The 14,394-nt window shown below is 44.2% G+C and carries 13 protein-coding genes; 3 read left to right on the top strand and 10 right to left on the bottom strand.

Annotated elements, in window-relative coordinates; genetic code table 11:
- Positions 1-4: 4 nt before the first annotated feature.
- Complete coding sequence (locus ASU00_RS08645; RefSeq protein ID WP_236712669.1) at positions 5-1,486, bottom strand: sigma-54 interaction domain-containing protein; 1,482 nt, start codon at positions 1,484-1,486, stop codon at positions 5-7.
- 130 nt (positions 1,487-1,616) lie between these two features.
- Here ASU00_RS08645 and ASU00_RS08640 point away from each other — a divergent pair, with 130 nt between their 5' ends.
- On the top strand, positions 1,617-2,114 hold the full coding sequence (locus tag ASU00_RS08640) for a GNAT family N-acetyltransferase (RefSeq protein ID WP_082630231.1): 498 nt from the start codon (positions 1,617-1,619) through the stop codon (positions 2,112-2,114).
- Positions 2,115-2,342: 228 nt separating this feature from the next.
- Here ASU00_RS08640 and ASU00_RS25375 read toward each other — a convergent pair whose 3' ends face one another.
- The 8 genes from ASU00_RS25375 to ASU00_RS08600 all read right to left on the bottom strand — a co-directional run bounded on the left by ASU00_RS25375 (position 2,343) and on the right by ASU00_RS08600 (position 11,937).
- Positions 2,343-3,188, bottom strand: coding sequence for a M15 family metallopeptidase (locus ASU00_RS25375; RefSeq protein WP_236712683.1), 846 nt, complete (start codon positions 3,186-3,188; stop codon positions 2,343-2,345).
- A 111-nt stretch (positions 3,189-3,299) separates the two neighbouring features.
- Positions 3,300-4,502, bottom strand: a complete 1,203-nt coding sequence (locus tag ASU00_RS08630) for an MFS transporter (protein WP_057913278.1) — start codon at positions 4,500-4,502, stop codon at positions 3,300-3,302.
- A 178-nt stretch (positions 4,503-4,680) separates the two neighbouring features.
- Positions 4,681-5,328 carry a 3-oxoacid CoA-transferase subunit B gene (locus tag ASU00_RS08625; protein ID WP_057913062.1) on the bottom strand — a complete coding sequence of 216 codons (648 nt, stop codon included), beginning with the start codon at positions 5,326-5,328 and terminating at the stop codon, positions 4,681-4,683.
- A 17-nt stretch (positions 5,329-5,345) separates the two neighbouring features.
- Positions 5,346-6,041, bottom strand: a complete 696-nt coding sequence (locus tag ASU00_RS08620; RefSeq protein WP_057913061.1) for a CoA transferase subunit A — start codon at positions 6,039-6,041, stop codon at positions 5,346-5,348.
- A gap of 32 nt (positions 6,042-6,073) precedes the next feature.
- Positions 6,074-7,459: a GntP family permease gene (locus ASU00_RS08615; protein WP_057913060.1), complete on the bottom strand. Its 1,386-nt coding sequence runs from the start codon at positions 7,457-7,459 to the stop codon at positions 6,074-6,076.
- A 623-nt stretch (positions 7,460-8,082) separates the two neighbouring features.
- The gene (locus ASU00_RS08610; protein ID WP_057913059.1) at positions 8,083-9,753 is read right to left on the bottom strand and encodes a sigma-54 interaction domain-containing protein; all 1,671 of its coding nucleotides are present in this window, start codon (positions 9,751-9,753) and stop codon (positions 8,083-8,085) included.
- 64 nt (positions 9,754-9,817) lie between these two features.
- Entirely contained in the window at positions 9,818-10,993 is a 1,176-nt protein-coding gene (locus tag ASU00_RS08605) for an acetyl-CoA C-acetyltransferase (RefSeq protein WP_057913058.1), read from the bottom strand.
- A complete protein-coding gene (locus ASU00_RS08600) occupies positions 10,993-11,937 on the bottom strand; it encodes a 3-hydroxyacyl-CoA dehydrogenase family protein (RefSeq protein WP_057913057.1) in 945 nt (314 codons plus the stop codon). Before ASU00_RS08600 ends, ASU00_RS08605 begins: the two co-directional genes overlap by 1 nt.
- A 239-nt stretch (positions 11,938-12,176) precedes the next feature.
- Here ASU00_RS08600 and ASU00_RS08595 point away from each other — a divergent pair, with 239 nt between their 5' ends.
- Positions 12,177-12,953 (top strand): 3-hydroxybutyrate dehydrogenase, encoded by a 777-nt coding sequence (locus tag ASU00_RS08595; RefSeq protein WP_057913056.1) that lies wholly within the window; start codon positions 12,177-12,179, stop codon positions 12,951-12,953.
- Positions 12,954-13,224: 271 nt separating this feature from the next.
- The gene (gene mle / locus ASU00_RS08590) at positions 13,225-14,067 is read left to right on the top strand and encodes an alpha/beta fold macrolide esterase (RefSeq protein ID WP_057913055.1); all 843 of its coding nucleotides are present in this window, start codon (positions 13,225-13,227) and stop codon (positions 14,065-14,067) included.
- Positions 14,068-14,130: 63 nt separating this feature from the next.
- On the opposite strand, the gene ASU00_RS26780 is transcribed toward mle, so the two are convergent.
- Positions 14,131-14,319 (bottom strand): YjcZ family sporulation protein, encoded by a 189-nt coding sequence (locus ASU00_RS26780; RefSeq protein ID WP_282435720.1) that lies wholly within the window; start codon positions 14,317-14,319, stop codon positions 14,131-14,133.
- Positions 14,320-14,394 lie beyond the last annotated feature (75 nt).

The raw sequence follows: 14,394 nt of genomic DNA, 5'->3' as shown, positions 1-14,394 counted from the left end.
CAGGTCATGTTGAATCTCTCGTTTCCGCCGTATACACCTTTTCAATTCTGTACTTGCTTAATTTATATTGTAATCCTTGTCTCGTAATATTGAGCGCCTCAGCCGTTTTGCTGATATTTCCGTTATACTTCTGGAACATATTGATGATCATTTCCTTTTCCATTTCTTCAAGGACGGCAGGTAAATCAATCTTGTCCGTTAATGTTGCTGCCAGGCTGTGCCCATTGGTGGGAGTGTATTTGCCTGAAGGAAAAAGATAGGCCGGAAGGTGATGTTCATCAATCATATCCTCCCCGGCATCCATGACGTTAAATGCCAATTCGATGGCATGACCCAGTTCACGAATGTTGCCTGGCCAAGAATATTGAAGAAGCCGATCCATCGCCTTTTGACTGATGCCGCGGACGTCCGAAAAAAATGATTTATTGAACTTCTGAACAAAGTGATCGGCGATTTCCGCTATATCCGTTTTACGTTCCAGCAGAGACGGCATTTGAATCGTCACGACATTCAGGCGAAAAAATAAATCGGAGCGAATGATTCCCCTCTCTAATGCCTCATCCGGAGAAATGTTCATCGCCGCAATGATTTTCACATTAATTTTTTGCTCCTTCGCTCCTCCGACGCGGCGCACCTCGCCCTCCTGCAGCACCCGCAGCAATTTCGCCTGCAATCCAGCATCAAGGCTATTCAATTCATCAAGAAATAGCGTACCGCCATTGGCTTGTTCAAAAATCCCAAGCCGATCCACCGCTCCGGTAAAGGCCCCTTTCGTCGTGCCAAACAGCAGTCCCTCCATTAATTCCTTTGGAACCGCCGCACAGTTTTGGGCAATGAATGGTTGATGGCGATGGGCACTTACATTATGTATACTTTGCGCGACCAATTCCTTCCCTGTTCCCGTCGGTCCATATATCATGACCGGAGAATGAGTACGGGCCGCTTTCTTTGCCAATGATAGCGCTTCTTTAAATGCGGGACTGCTTCCGATCAAATCACTGAAATGATAAGTTGCCGTCCCTTCCAAGAACTTATTTTTCTTATAGGTCTCGGCAAGCTGTGAACGCAAATCAACAATTTGGTCATACATGTTCATGACCTTGGTAATGTCCTTGGCGATCTCCACTGCGCCGATGATCTTCCCATCCTCATATAAAGGATACGTGCTATTGATTGAGGTTATTTTTTTCTCTTTTACATTGACATATGTTTGAATCGACTCATTCGTTTCGATGCCTTTATCCAATGCCGCCTGCAGCGTACTCGATTCATCGGTCAAGGATGGGTAGAGCTGAAAGATATTCTCCCCAAGCACCTGTTCACGAGCCAGCCCATCGATATGGGCCATCATTTCATTATAAAAAACCGTATCTCCATCTTTATTCACGATATGGACACCCACATTGATCACATTCAATATCCATTCAAATTGAGTGGAAAACTGATTGACTGAAGATTTCATTTCTTCATCTCCGTTCTCTGTCATTTGATAGAATCACTTGTAAATTATATCATTTATTGGTAAATAGTTTCACAGAATCAACAAAGCTTGAAAAAGGAGTTTCCCTTTCTATAGGGAAATTAATATAAAAGGGGTGATTGGGATTCCAAAAAGAATGCATGAAACCAAATTAGAAATTAAGCCTTGGGGAGAGAAGGACCTTGATCTACTTTTTCAACTCAATGAACCGAAAATGATGGAGCATCTTGGTGGTCCAGAAAGTAAAGAACAAATCCTGAAACGCCATCAAAGATATCTACAGATTGGCGATGAAGGATGCATGTTCAGCATCATCCTGCCAGAGGCAGATGCTGTTGGCTCGGTAGGCTACTGGCAAACCGTCTGGAACGATGAAAATGTGTATGAAATCGGCTGGAGCGTCCTCCCCTCTTTTCAGGGGAAAGGTCTGGCGTCAGATGCCATGAAGGCTGTCATAGCCAAAATCAAGGACGAACGCAAATACCGCTCCATTCACGCATTTCCATCCGTCCATAACGCAGCGTCCAATGCGATATGCCGCAAGCTCGGCTTCACCCTCATCTCCGAAAGCGAATTTGAATATCCGCCAGGGAGCTTCATGCAATGCAATGATTGGTGCCTAGAGCTAGAATGAACCCTTAAATCGATTGCGGATTGTTGTGTAGAAAGGAATATTCCGGGGAAGTCGAACTTTGTTAGATTTAAGTGAATTATTTCCCGGGAAAGTCGAATTATTGCTTGAATTGGATGGTTTATTCCCGGGTTGGTTGAATTATTTCCACACAGGTTGAATTATTTCGCTGAGAGGTGGGTTTCGAGTAGTTTTGCTATTCAGATTAGCTGGTTTTGCGCTCATACTCTATTAAGCGAACAATTGGTTCCAAGTTTCTTTACTGGCTTGTTTATTTGCAGTAATTTTGCTTGCTTTTTGGTAGTTAAGTAATGCCGTTTCGGTTTTATTCCCGAATCGTGAGTCAAGGGGGCCGGGGTTAAATCCTTCCATATAGAGTGCAGCTTGCAGGATCCATGTGATCTTGCAGCTAGCACCTTTTTTTATGGTGACGATCGCTGCCTTGGTTTTTGGGCCCCATTTTCCATCGACGGCGAGCTTTGTGTCGAATTGCTTATTTAGCTCGGTTTGTAAGCCTTTTATAAGGGCCGATCTAGTTTTAGGACCATACATCCCATCCACCGCTAGATTGGTTTTATATCGGCTGTTTACTGTTTTTTGAATCGAGATTATTTGGCTATTTTCTTTATTGGTCTTAGGAGTAAGATGTGGCATTTCCAGATGGGGATAATCCTTGAATCCACTCCAATCCCCACCCCATTTAAATCCTAAATCCTTTCCTATTGCAGCGACACGCTTCCACCTTGAATTGACGGTCCATATCGCGTTCCTGCCATCATCACTCACAATGAAGAAATCGATGGCGAGGCCAAAATTATGATAAGACTGGCCTGGTTTAGCATTCGTTACAACTGGCTTAGCTAGATTACTATAGTTTTTTCCATTGTAGCTGTAAACTCGTCCTTGACCATAAAGCGCGGCTTGTTCTTCCAAAGAGCGGTGACCTGCACTTATCTGTACATTGATCCCTTCACTGTATGCGCGTTCGATCATCTCCAATGCTGATGCCCTCACTACAGGATTCATCGCCTTGCCCATCTTCTTCACTGATCGATCCAGTAATGTTTTTAATGCCACTTTCAATATAATCCCTCCATTCACGTTTCCATCAGACTTTATATAAGCCTTTTTAACGGAAAAGTAGCATGGCAGGGACAAATTTCATACGGTTACTTCGCTATCAACACGTTAAATGAGTTCTTTTCGCTTTTTAAGAAAACGGTATAAAACACAACTGCAAATCGCACATATGGCAGCACACAATCCGATGAATCCATACCCGGCTTGAAGTCCGCGAAGCAAGCCTATGGACGTATCGGGTCCGTACAGATTTTTGACCGCTTCAATGATTCCTCCGATGAGATAGTTGCCGACAACGCTGCCTACTCCCATTAGCGTAACGGTAAACGTAATGGCCGTATCACTGCCGTTAGGGTATCTTTTTGCAATAAACGCCATAACCGTCGGGTAAATCATCGCTATCCCAATTCCTGCCGCAGCGAACAAAAAAGCTAGCTTTTCTCCTCCAAGAATGGCGGCAAAGGTGCATATGGCCGAACTCCCCGAGAAAATGATAAGCGACAGGTTGAAACCGATTTTGTCTGTTACAGGTCCCAATAACAGACGTGCAAGCGTAAAGCAGAGGAAAAAGGCAGAAAGCATACCGGAAGCAGTGACGGTATCCCATTCGTACACCTTCTCCAAATAATTCACTAACCAACCGCCTACCGCCAATTCCGATACGACACCAAACGAAAGAATCAGGACCATGAACCAGATGGCCCGATCCCGCACCAGCATTTTCAACGGAACCCGGTCACTATCCGGAAGATCATCACCGGGAAAAGAACTGCCTAAAGCAAATATAATCGGAACAACCGACAGGGAGAGCATAACAAGATACATGCCGCGCCAGTCGAGCGTATGACCAGATATATTAACCGACATGACGCCAATTGCAATCAAGGGGGCCACGGTGGAACTTAGCCCATAGAAGCCATGAGTCAAATTCATCATCGTTCCCGTATTTTTCACGAAAATGCGCGCCCCAAGAATAGCGAGGGCAATCTCAAGCATCCCGTTACCGATGTACATCAGAAAGTAAGACGAGGAAAACAACGGATAACCGCGGGAGAAAAAGATGAGAACACCCGATAAAATCATGGCTCCAAAGGCAGAGATACTTACGATTTTGATTCCCCAGATCCGGGTTAGAAATGCCGTGAATGAACACGCTATCAAATACCCTAATGCATTGAGCGATAACAACGTGCCAAGTTGCGATTCGTTCAACATGAAATCGACTTGTATCCGCGGAATTGCCGGACCTTTAATGTTTTCCGAAAAACCAAAAATAATGAATCCTAAAAAAATCGTTGCCAGCTGCATCATATAGATTTTGTTGTACTTTTCCTTACCCAAACGTTTCTCCACTTTTTTAAACCTCCAGGGCGAGCTTTTCTACGTTACTGTAATGATACCTTAAATATGATTGTTAAAGACAAAAAAAATAGACTACTTTTATTTCGTGCACGAAATAAAAGTAGTCTATTCCTATTAATCTCTTACCTTATGCCCTAATTTCAATGGAAGGGCTTATTGTAAATTCAGCTTCCGTTTTGCTTTTCACTTCATCCAGCGTTACGCCATTTTGCAATTCAAGCAATTCCATTCCGGCTTCTGTAAACTGGAAAACAGCCAATTCGGTAATCAGGCAATGGACGACCTTTTCTCCCGTCAATGGCAGTGAACAATTCTTTTTCACTTTGGATTCACCATGCTTGTTCACATGGTCCATAATGACAACGATGCGTTTTGCGCCTTGGACGAGGTCCATCGCTCCGCCCATCCCTTTTACCATCTTCCCTGGAATCATCCAGTTCGCCAAGTCCCCATTCTCGGAAACTTCCATCCCGCCTAAAATCGCTAGATCGATATGGCCGCCGCGAATCATCGCAAACGATTCAGCGCTATCAAAAAAAGATGCACCTGCTTTTGCGGTTACCGTTTCTTTTCCGGCATTGATCAAATCCGGATCGACTTCATCCTTTTGTGGATATGGCCCGATTCCGAGTAAGCCATTTTCCGATTGCAGCATAACATTAAAGTCATTTGGAATCATGTTGGCAATCAAGGTCGGCATTCCGATCCCTAAATTGACACACATACCATCTTGGATTTCTTTAACGGCCCGTTCTAAAATTTGCTGTCTTTTCATTCGAATACTCCCCCTTTTTATGCGTTAGCAGTTGTAAGTTTTTCAATTCGTTTTTCATAGTCATTTCCTACAAGCACTTTTTGTACATAAACCCCTGAAGTATGAATATCATCTGGATCGAGCTCCCCAATTCCTACAAGCTCCTCCACTTCGACCAACGTGACTTTCCCTGCGGTGGCAACGACAGGGTTAAAATTCCTTGCCGTTTTCCGATAAACAAGATTGCCGAAATGATCAGCTTTCCAAGCTTTTACAAAGGCAAAATCTCCGACGATCCCTTTTTCCATAATGTATGTGCGGCCGTCAAACTCTTTATGTTCTTTACCTTTTGCGACTTCCGTTCCTACTCCTGTTGCTGTATAAAAGGCAGGAATTCCCGCTCCGCCCGCTCTTAGCCGTTCAGCAAGCGTTCCTTGGGGAACTAGCTCGACCTCCAGCTCTCCACTTAAAAATTGCTGTTCGAATAACTTGTTTTCCCCTACATAAGAAGCGATCATTTTTTTGATTTGTTTATTTTCCAGCAAAAGGCCCAGACCCCAATCATCGACACCACAATTGTTGCTGACGATCGTTAAATCCTTTACACCTTTGTTACGTAAAGCAATGATTAGTTTTTCGGGAATTCCGCTTAATCCGAACCCCCCAACGATAATGGTTGCTCCATCCTCGATTCTTTCAATTGCGTTATCAAAAGATGTTAATAATTTACTCATTTCCCATCATCTCCATTCTTAATACTATTCTATTAAATAAATAATGAAGTTGCAAAAGCAAGGATGAACACCGTCACTGTTTTCAAGATCGTGATCGCAAAGATATCCTTATACGATTGACGATGAGTCAGTCCCGTAATGGCAAGTAAGGTAATGACGGCACCGTTATGCGGCAGCGTATCCATACCGCCTGAGGCCATCGATGCAATTCGATGCAGCATTTCCGGGGTAATACCGACATTTTGGGCGAGCTGCAAATAGTGACTTCCCATAACCTCTAATGCAATCGAAAGTCCGCCAGATGCAGATCCTGTAATTCCTGCCAGCACATTGACGGCAATAGCTTCCGACACGAGTGGATTGCCGCTTGCATTGAACACCCAGTTTTGAATGACCGAGAATCCAGGAAGCGTTTTCACAACATTCCCGAACCCAACTTCAGATGCGGTATTGAATATGGCAAGCAAAGATCCCATAGCAGCAGCGGTCAATCCACTCGCCAATTTGACCTTGATTCGTCCAACATTCAGAAGCATCGCTGCAATGATACCGATTGTCAGTGCGACAATCAAAGACCAGGATGAAGTGACGGTGCTTACATCGGCAATGTTGAATGTTTCCTTCAACATCGATGCATCATACCAGTGCTTAACCGAAATGGCACTGCGGCTGAAAGCGAAATTGAAGACGACGACCAGGATGAGCGGTACGATGGCCAGCCAAAAATTAGGCAGGTTTTGTTGTTCGGCACTTTCCGGTTCATTAATATGTCCTTCCCCGTAGCCTTCACCAGCTGCCACCGCTTGTTTACGACGACGCTCTAACCAGAGCATCCCTCCAGTGAATACCATGATCGCGCCAATAATCCCGATGATTGGCGAGGCATACGTATCTGTTCCGAAATAGTTCGTTGGAATGATATTTTGGATTTGAGGTGTTCCAGGAAGTGCATCCATCGTATATGTGAATGCGCCCAATGCTATCGTTCCTGGCAATAATCGTTTTGGAATGTCTGCTTCTTTAAAGATGGCTGCTGCAAATGGATAAACGGCAAATGCCACAACAAACAGTGATACCCCGCCATATGTCAGCGCCGAACAGGCCAGTACGACAGCAAGAATGGCTTGCTTTGAGCCTAGTGATTTGACGATGGTCTTGGCGATGGATGCTGCAGCACCGCTCATTTCCATGACTTTTCCAAATACGGCTCCTAATAAGAATATCGGAAAAAATGCTTTCACATAGTTAGCCGCAAACGTCATGTATGTCTCTGTATAACTCGGCAGCAAATGTCCACCAGATAAAATGACCGCCAATAACGTAACGATTGGTGCAATGATAATGACCGGATAGCCCCGGTAGGCTAAAAAGATTAAAAGTCCTAGCGCCACAACTATGGCTAAAATTTGAATCACCAATTCATTTCCCCCTTTTCTCTCATAGCCCCAAAAATATTTTTTCGCAAGCCTTTAAGCAGAACTATCAATCTCCTAAGCTCCATATCTTTACTACTTTTACCACCCAAACCTGCCTTCCCCAAGTCAAGCTGAATGATCGCACTACGCATCCCCTCTTTGATAACGCTTTCAACAAAATTTGTTGAATACCATTATTATTACGTAGAAACATGTATAACATGACAGATAGGCCATTCTTAAAGTAAATATGCAAGTAGTGTGCCAACTTACCTACGATCGAAAATCTCATCTTTTAAGCCTTTTCCAACATTTCATTTCCCTGTCAAACTATAAAATCTCTTAAAACTGTCAAGGTTTCAGTACACATGCGTATACACTCCACAAAAAGTGTAAGCCTTTTCTTACAACATTATAACTCTCTGTTTATTTATGTACGGAATTCCTGACACCAGCGCATAGTTGCTAGCGCTTTTTCCGTTCGAATCCATTTTGCGTGAGAACTAAGATGGAATTAGACCGTTCCTTTACACTGCAGGCAATCAGCGGAAAGGTAACTATTTTCCCATCAATAAAAAGACTGCAGGCATACGAATTTGCCTACAGTCTGAAAGTGGTTTCTACATTCATAACCGATATTTATTCATTTTTTCATATAGCGTGGTTCGGCTCACGCCGAGTCTTTTGGCCGTTTCTGATTTATTGCCTGAAGTCATTTCCAGGCATGAAACGATGGCTGCCCGTTCGGTCTCATCCATCACTTCAGCTAAAGTGCGGATTGTGACTGCTTCCTTATGACCCGTTATTTCTTTCGGGAGATGCTTGGAACGGATCATTTCCCCTGCTTCAACGATATTCATTGCCCGTTCGATGATATTTTCCAGCTCACGGATATTGCCCGGCCATTTGTAAAGGCGAAGCAGACGTAATGCTTGGTCACTGATTCCGATTACGCGCTTTTTCATGAGGTTTTGGTACTTTTCGACAAAATGATGTATCAGTATTTCGATGTCCTCTGATCGCTCCTTTAAGGAAGGAACCTGGAATTGCATGACCTTTAACCGGTAATACATATCAAGCCGAAATTCCCCTTTTGAGACCATTTCCTCCAGATTGCGGTTCGTAGCAGCGATTACCCGTACATCAATCGGAATGCTTCCCGTCGAACCGATCCGCTCGATTTCTTTTTCTTGCAGCACGCGAAGCAGCTTCACCTGCATATGCAGCGGCAGCTCACCGATTTCATCGAGGAAAATCGTTCCGCCTTCAGCCGCTTCGAACTTCCCAGCTTTTCCGCCTTTTTTCGCACCGGTGAAAGAACCTTCTTCATAGCCAAAAAGCTCCGACTCCAGCAGCTCTGCCGGGATGGCGGCACAGTTCACTTTCACAAATACGCCCATCGCGCGTCTGCTATCGTTATGAATCGAATGGGCAAACAGCTCCTTACCCGTTCCGCTTTCACCCAAAATCAATACATTTGAATCGCTTTTGGCGGCAATTTTGGCTTGACCCTTCACCTCCATGAAAGCAGGACTTCTACCCATCAAGTGATCAAACGTGTAAGAGGCTTTATTTCTTTCGCGAAAATCGCCTTTATACTTCTTCAGCTCTACTTCAAGTGAGTTTATCCGCTTGGAAAGCGCGGTGAATTGCCCGACATTTTTAAAAAGAATCTTTCCGACCGCTCCTATTAACTTACCTTGTTTGCGGATCGGGGAGCGGGTCGCAATGATATAATTATCATTGATTTTTTGTAATTCAGCGACCTCTTGCTTACCCGTTTTGGCAACTACATGCATACGGGTATTTTCAATGACCTCCGTTACATGCTTCCCTATAGAGCTTTCCTGATCGACCCCAAGGAAATCGGCATATGCGTGGCTCAGCATTTGGACATATCCTTGTGTATCGACCATCACCAAGCCATCATAGGCAATTTCGATAATATCCTTAAACAAAATTTCTTCATGATTATCGACATTAAGAAAATCACTTTTATTATTTGTAAACAATAGGAGATAAATCTGGTACTCCTCATCAGCCATTTGAACGATCGCTTTTCTGATAATCCCATTTGTATCATTCAAACGTATAGGGGTATTTACAGCTGGCATGAGGTTTTTGTCTAGTATCGAATTGATTTGCCGATCAACTTGATCCTCAGCAAAGACCTCTGATAGTATGCGATTTCTTAGAACGATTTCTTTTTCGTTTTTCGTTACTAAAACACCAAAAGGCAATTCTTCCAATATCGCTTTCACTAATTCCAATTGTATCGTTTCCTTATCGCTGGCCATTCCGATTCTCCTTAACCCGTCTGAAGTTTCCTCCATTATATCATAGGAAAATGGAGCCAAGCTCTTACCGTTCCACAATCAGCGCTGTTCCCTGTCCGCCGCCAATACATAATGTGGCAAGGCCGGTTTTTGCATCTCTACGCTTCATTTCATACAATAACGTCACTAAGATCCGGGCACCAGAAGCACCTACCGGATGACCGAGTGCAATCGCCCCGCCATTGACATTCACTTTCTCCGGCTGCAGCTCAAGGTCATTCGTTACTGCAAGCGACTGCGCCGCAAACGCTTCATTCACTTCCATTAGATCAATATCATCAATTGTCATTCCCGCTTTTTCCAAAGCTTTTCTGGTCGCAGGCACTGGACCGTACCCCATGATTTTCGGATCGAGCGCGGCGTTTGCATAGGACTTAATCGTCGCTAATGCTTCCAGTCCCAGCTCATCCGCTTTTTCTTTGGACATCAGGACCAGCATCGCTCCCCCATCATTTATTCCCGATGCATTTCCTGCCGTAACCGTGCCATTTTCCTTAAAAGCAGGACGCAGCTTCGATAGCTGGTCTATCGTCAGCCCATGACGTGGATGTTCATCCTGATCGACCAAGATCGTCTTTCCACGGCGTTTATATTCAACCGGTACGATTTCATCTGCAAACCGTCCTTCAAGCTGCGCCTTTTCAGCCTTTCTTTGGCTATTTAGTGCAAATTCATCCTGCTTTTCGCGGCTGATTTCCCACTGCTCGGCAATATTCTCAGCCGTCACGCCCATATGATATTGATTGAAGACATCCGTTAAGGCGTCATTCGTCATGGAATCCACCGCTTCGGCATTCCCCATTTTCTGTCCAAAACGATAATTGGGAAGTAAATACGGAGCATTGCTCATGCTTTCAATTCCCCCGGCAAGAATCACTTCAGCATCACCGAGAGCAATGAATTGCGCCCCCATTATGACCGTACGGAGTCCGGATCCGCAAAGTTTATTGATGGCCATGGCTGGCGTCGTTTCCGGAATCCCTGTATGAATCGCAACCTGACGTGCCACGTTTTGCCCTAATCCGGCAGATAGAATATTTCCGACCAACACCTCATCGATCAAATCAGCCGAGATATTTGCCCGCTTGATCGCTTCCTTCGCTGCCACAACTCCCAAATCAACCGCGGAAACATTGGCAAGACTGCCTCCAAACGTACCAACCGGTGTCCTCGCCGCCCCTACAATCACTACTTCTCTCATCATACTTCCTCCTTCACCCTTTTTAATTTTCCCAGTTTAATGAAATGACGGTCCCGCTCATCGAGTTTTTGAGAAGCCGTTGATTCCTCATACGTAAAAATGCCTTCCCCCGACTTTGTGCCAAGTTTTCCCTCAGCCACCAAATCACGAATCAATACAGGTGCTTCCTTACTTTGATCCAACTCTGGTGCGACATTATCAAAAACACGCTGCCATGTATCCAGTCCGCCAAAATCAGCAATCTCGATCGGTCCGGTAAATGCCCAGCGAAAGCCTGGTCCAGCCGTTATCGCTGTATCGATATCCTTTGCATCGGCAACGCCCGCTTTCAGTAGATAAAAGGCTTCTCGCATCAAGGCAGTCTGAAGGCGATTGGCAATGAAGCCTGCTATTTCTTTTTTCAAGAGAATTGGAGACTTGCCGATTTTACGCATCAAATCGAGTGTTGTCTGAACAACTTCCGGCTTTGTTTCGTCATGCTTCACGACTTCAACCAATGGAACCAAATGACCAGGATTGAAGAAATGCGTAATGACCATCCGGTCCGCAAACGAGGCCTTCTCCATCAATTGTGAAATCGGAAAGGTCGATGTATTGGAAGCAACAATAACATCCGGTTTGATGATTTTCTCAAGTTGCTCATATAGATGCACCTTCAACTCAATGACTTCGGGAATCGCCTCAATGATAAAATCGGCATCGCTAACGGCCGCTTCCAAATCTACGCTATATGTAATATGAGCTAAAGCGCCTAGCATTTCCTGCTCAGTCAAAGCCCCTTCCTCGATGAGCAGTGCTAGATTCTCGGAAATTCGTTTTTGGGCATGGTATAGCAGCTCTTCCTTAATATCGTTAATGGTGACGAAATACCCGCTAACTGCAAAAGACTGGGCGATCCCGCTCCCCATTACACCCGAACCGATAATCGCTATTTTCTTAATCATATAAATCCCCCTTCCGTTTAATTGCCTGCATTCACCTTTTATTCATGCAATATCCATGCCAACGATAAGAGGAAATAAAAACTCTTTTGTTATCTTGAAAATCATGATAGACTCTTACTCATTAACCTAAACCATATTTTTTCACCTTCCCTTTTTATTACTTACTTTGAGAAATTTTCCCTTTTCCCGATATAAAATGACAGATCTGGACCATTACATTTTTATTGGAGGAATGTAAGATGGTTAAAGATAAAGTGGCGATCATTACTGGCTCTGCTAGAGGAATTGGCTTTGAAATTGGAAAGATTTTTGCTGAAAATGGCGCAAAGGTCGTTTTGTCCGATCTTGATGCAAACACAGTTGAATCAGCGGCGTTAAATTTAAGGAACAAAGGCTTGGACGTTATCGGCTTAAAAGCGGACGTAACAAGTGAAGACGACATTATCCAGCTGATCCAACAAGCTAAGGACAAATATGGACGAATTGATATTTTCATTAACAACGCCGGCCTTCAGCATGTTGCTCCTATAGAAGAGTTTCCAACCAAAAAATTCGAGCTGATGATCAAAATCATGCTGACCGCACCATTCGTCGCGATCAAAAACGTTCTGCCCATCATGAAAGAACAAGGCTTCGGCAGGATCATCAACATCTCTTCCATTAACGGTCTAATTGGATTTGCCAACAAAGCGGCCTACAATAGTGCCAAACACGGTGTCATCGGATTAACAAAGGTCGCTGCCTTGGAAAGCGCCTCTTTTGGCATTACCGTCAATGCCCTTTGTCCAGGATACGTCGACACTCCTCTCGTCCGCGGTCAACTGGAGGATTTGGCGAAAACAAGACAAGTACCACTGGAAAATGTTTTGGAAGAAGTCATCTATCCACTCGTTCCACAAAACCGCTTGCTCGATGTAAGTGAAATTGCCGACTACGCCATTTTCCTCGCAAGCGACAAAGCACGGGGCATCACAGGCCAGGCAGTTGTGCTGGATGGCGGATATACAGCTCAATAATAGGAAAAACCCGAATGAAGCTGCTCTTTATTCGGGTTTTTCTGTTTTTGTGTAAATGTGGTAAATTTTGGTGGTGCAAAAAATCCGCACATGTTACAGTATTATAGGGATACTTCCCATTTTCCAAATGTAAAAGGAGGCCTCGTTATGATTATTAAGTGGGTTAGGCTGCGATAATGAAAAGCGCAGGCCAATCATGCTCCGGAACGTATTTATTGATCTGCGCCATGGTAACGACCATTAGATAATATTTAATACGGAGGTTAAAAACATGGGTGAACAGATGCTGAAAATAAATAAAGTGGATATATGTACAGAAAGTTTTGGAAACCGTAAGGACCCTGCTGTTTTATTGATCATGGGAGCGATGTCGTCATTAGACTGGTGGGATGAGGACTTCTGTCTCCGTCTCGCTGATTCGGGGAGGTTTGTCATTCGCTACGATCATCGGGATCTCGGACGGTCCACCGTTTATGAACCCGGTACCTCCAACTATACAATAACGGATTTGGCTGACGATGCCGTGGGTGTCCTGGACGCTTATTCCATACAGCATGCTTCTATCGTTGGCATGTCCCTAGGTGGTATGATCGGCCAGATTCTTGCCTTAAGATATCCGGAACGCGTAACTACGCTTACGCTAATTGCATCCAGTGTGTTCGGGACTGTCATGGAAAAACTGCCTCCAATGGACCAAAGCATATTGGATCATCATGCAAAGAGCGCTTCCATAGATTGGTCAAATCGGGATGCGGTCATCGCATTTCTTGCGGATGGATGGAAAACGTTAGCCGGTACCAAACCTTATGAGCAGGAAAGAATGTATAAACTGGCAAAAAGAGAGGCGAACCGCGCCATACAGCTACGTAGCAGATTCAATCATGCCATGCTTGCTGGCGGGGACGAATATTATGACAGAATGGGTGAGATCTCCGTACCTGTCCTCATCATTCATGGCACAGAAGATCCAGCTCTGCCATACGAGCATGGACTTGCTCTTGCGAAAGCGATCCCTCATGCTGAATTAGTGACTCTTAATGGATCAGGGCATGAAATTCATCGTGAAGACTGGGCTGAAATTATTGATTCAGTCATAAAGCTCACTTCACGATAAATAAGCTATAAAATGAAGCATAAAAGAAGCCGACCATTTTAAAGGTCGGCTTTTTTATAATGTTTAGCAGTAACCGCCATATCCTTGATTGCCGCCATGACCTCCGCCATGACCACCTCCGTCACCGCCGAAACAAGCCGCTCCAACAATGATTAAAAGAATAAACAAAACGACTATAAAAGCGAAACCGCCACCAAATCCACCAACACCATTATCACAACCACAATTTGATTCATGACCACAATTTGACAAAAGAAACATCTCCTTATTTGTTTTAGAGGGAATAATTAAATGGGTTACTTCACTTTATGTTGTAATTAGGATAAT

Source organism: Peribacillus muralis (assembly GCF_001439925.1).
GTDB lineage: Bacteria > Bacillota > Bacilli > Bacillales > DSM-1321 > Peribacillus > Peribacillus muralis.
Note: the sequence above shows the minus strand (reverse complement) of the source record. Positions and strands in the feature narration are given on the sequence as shown.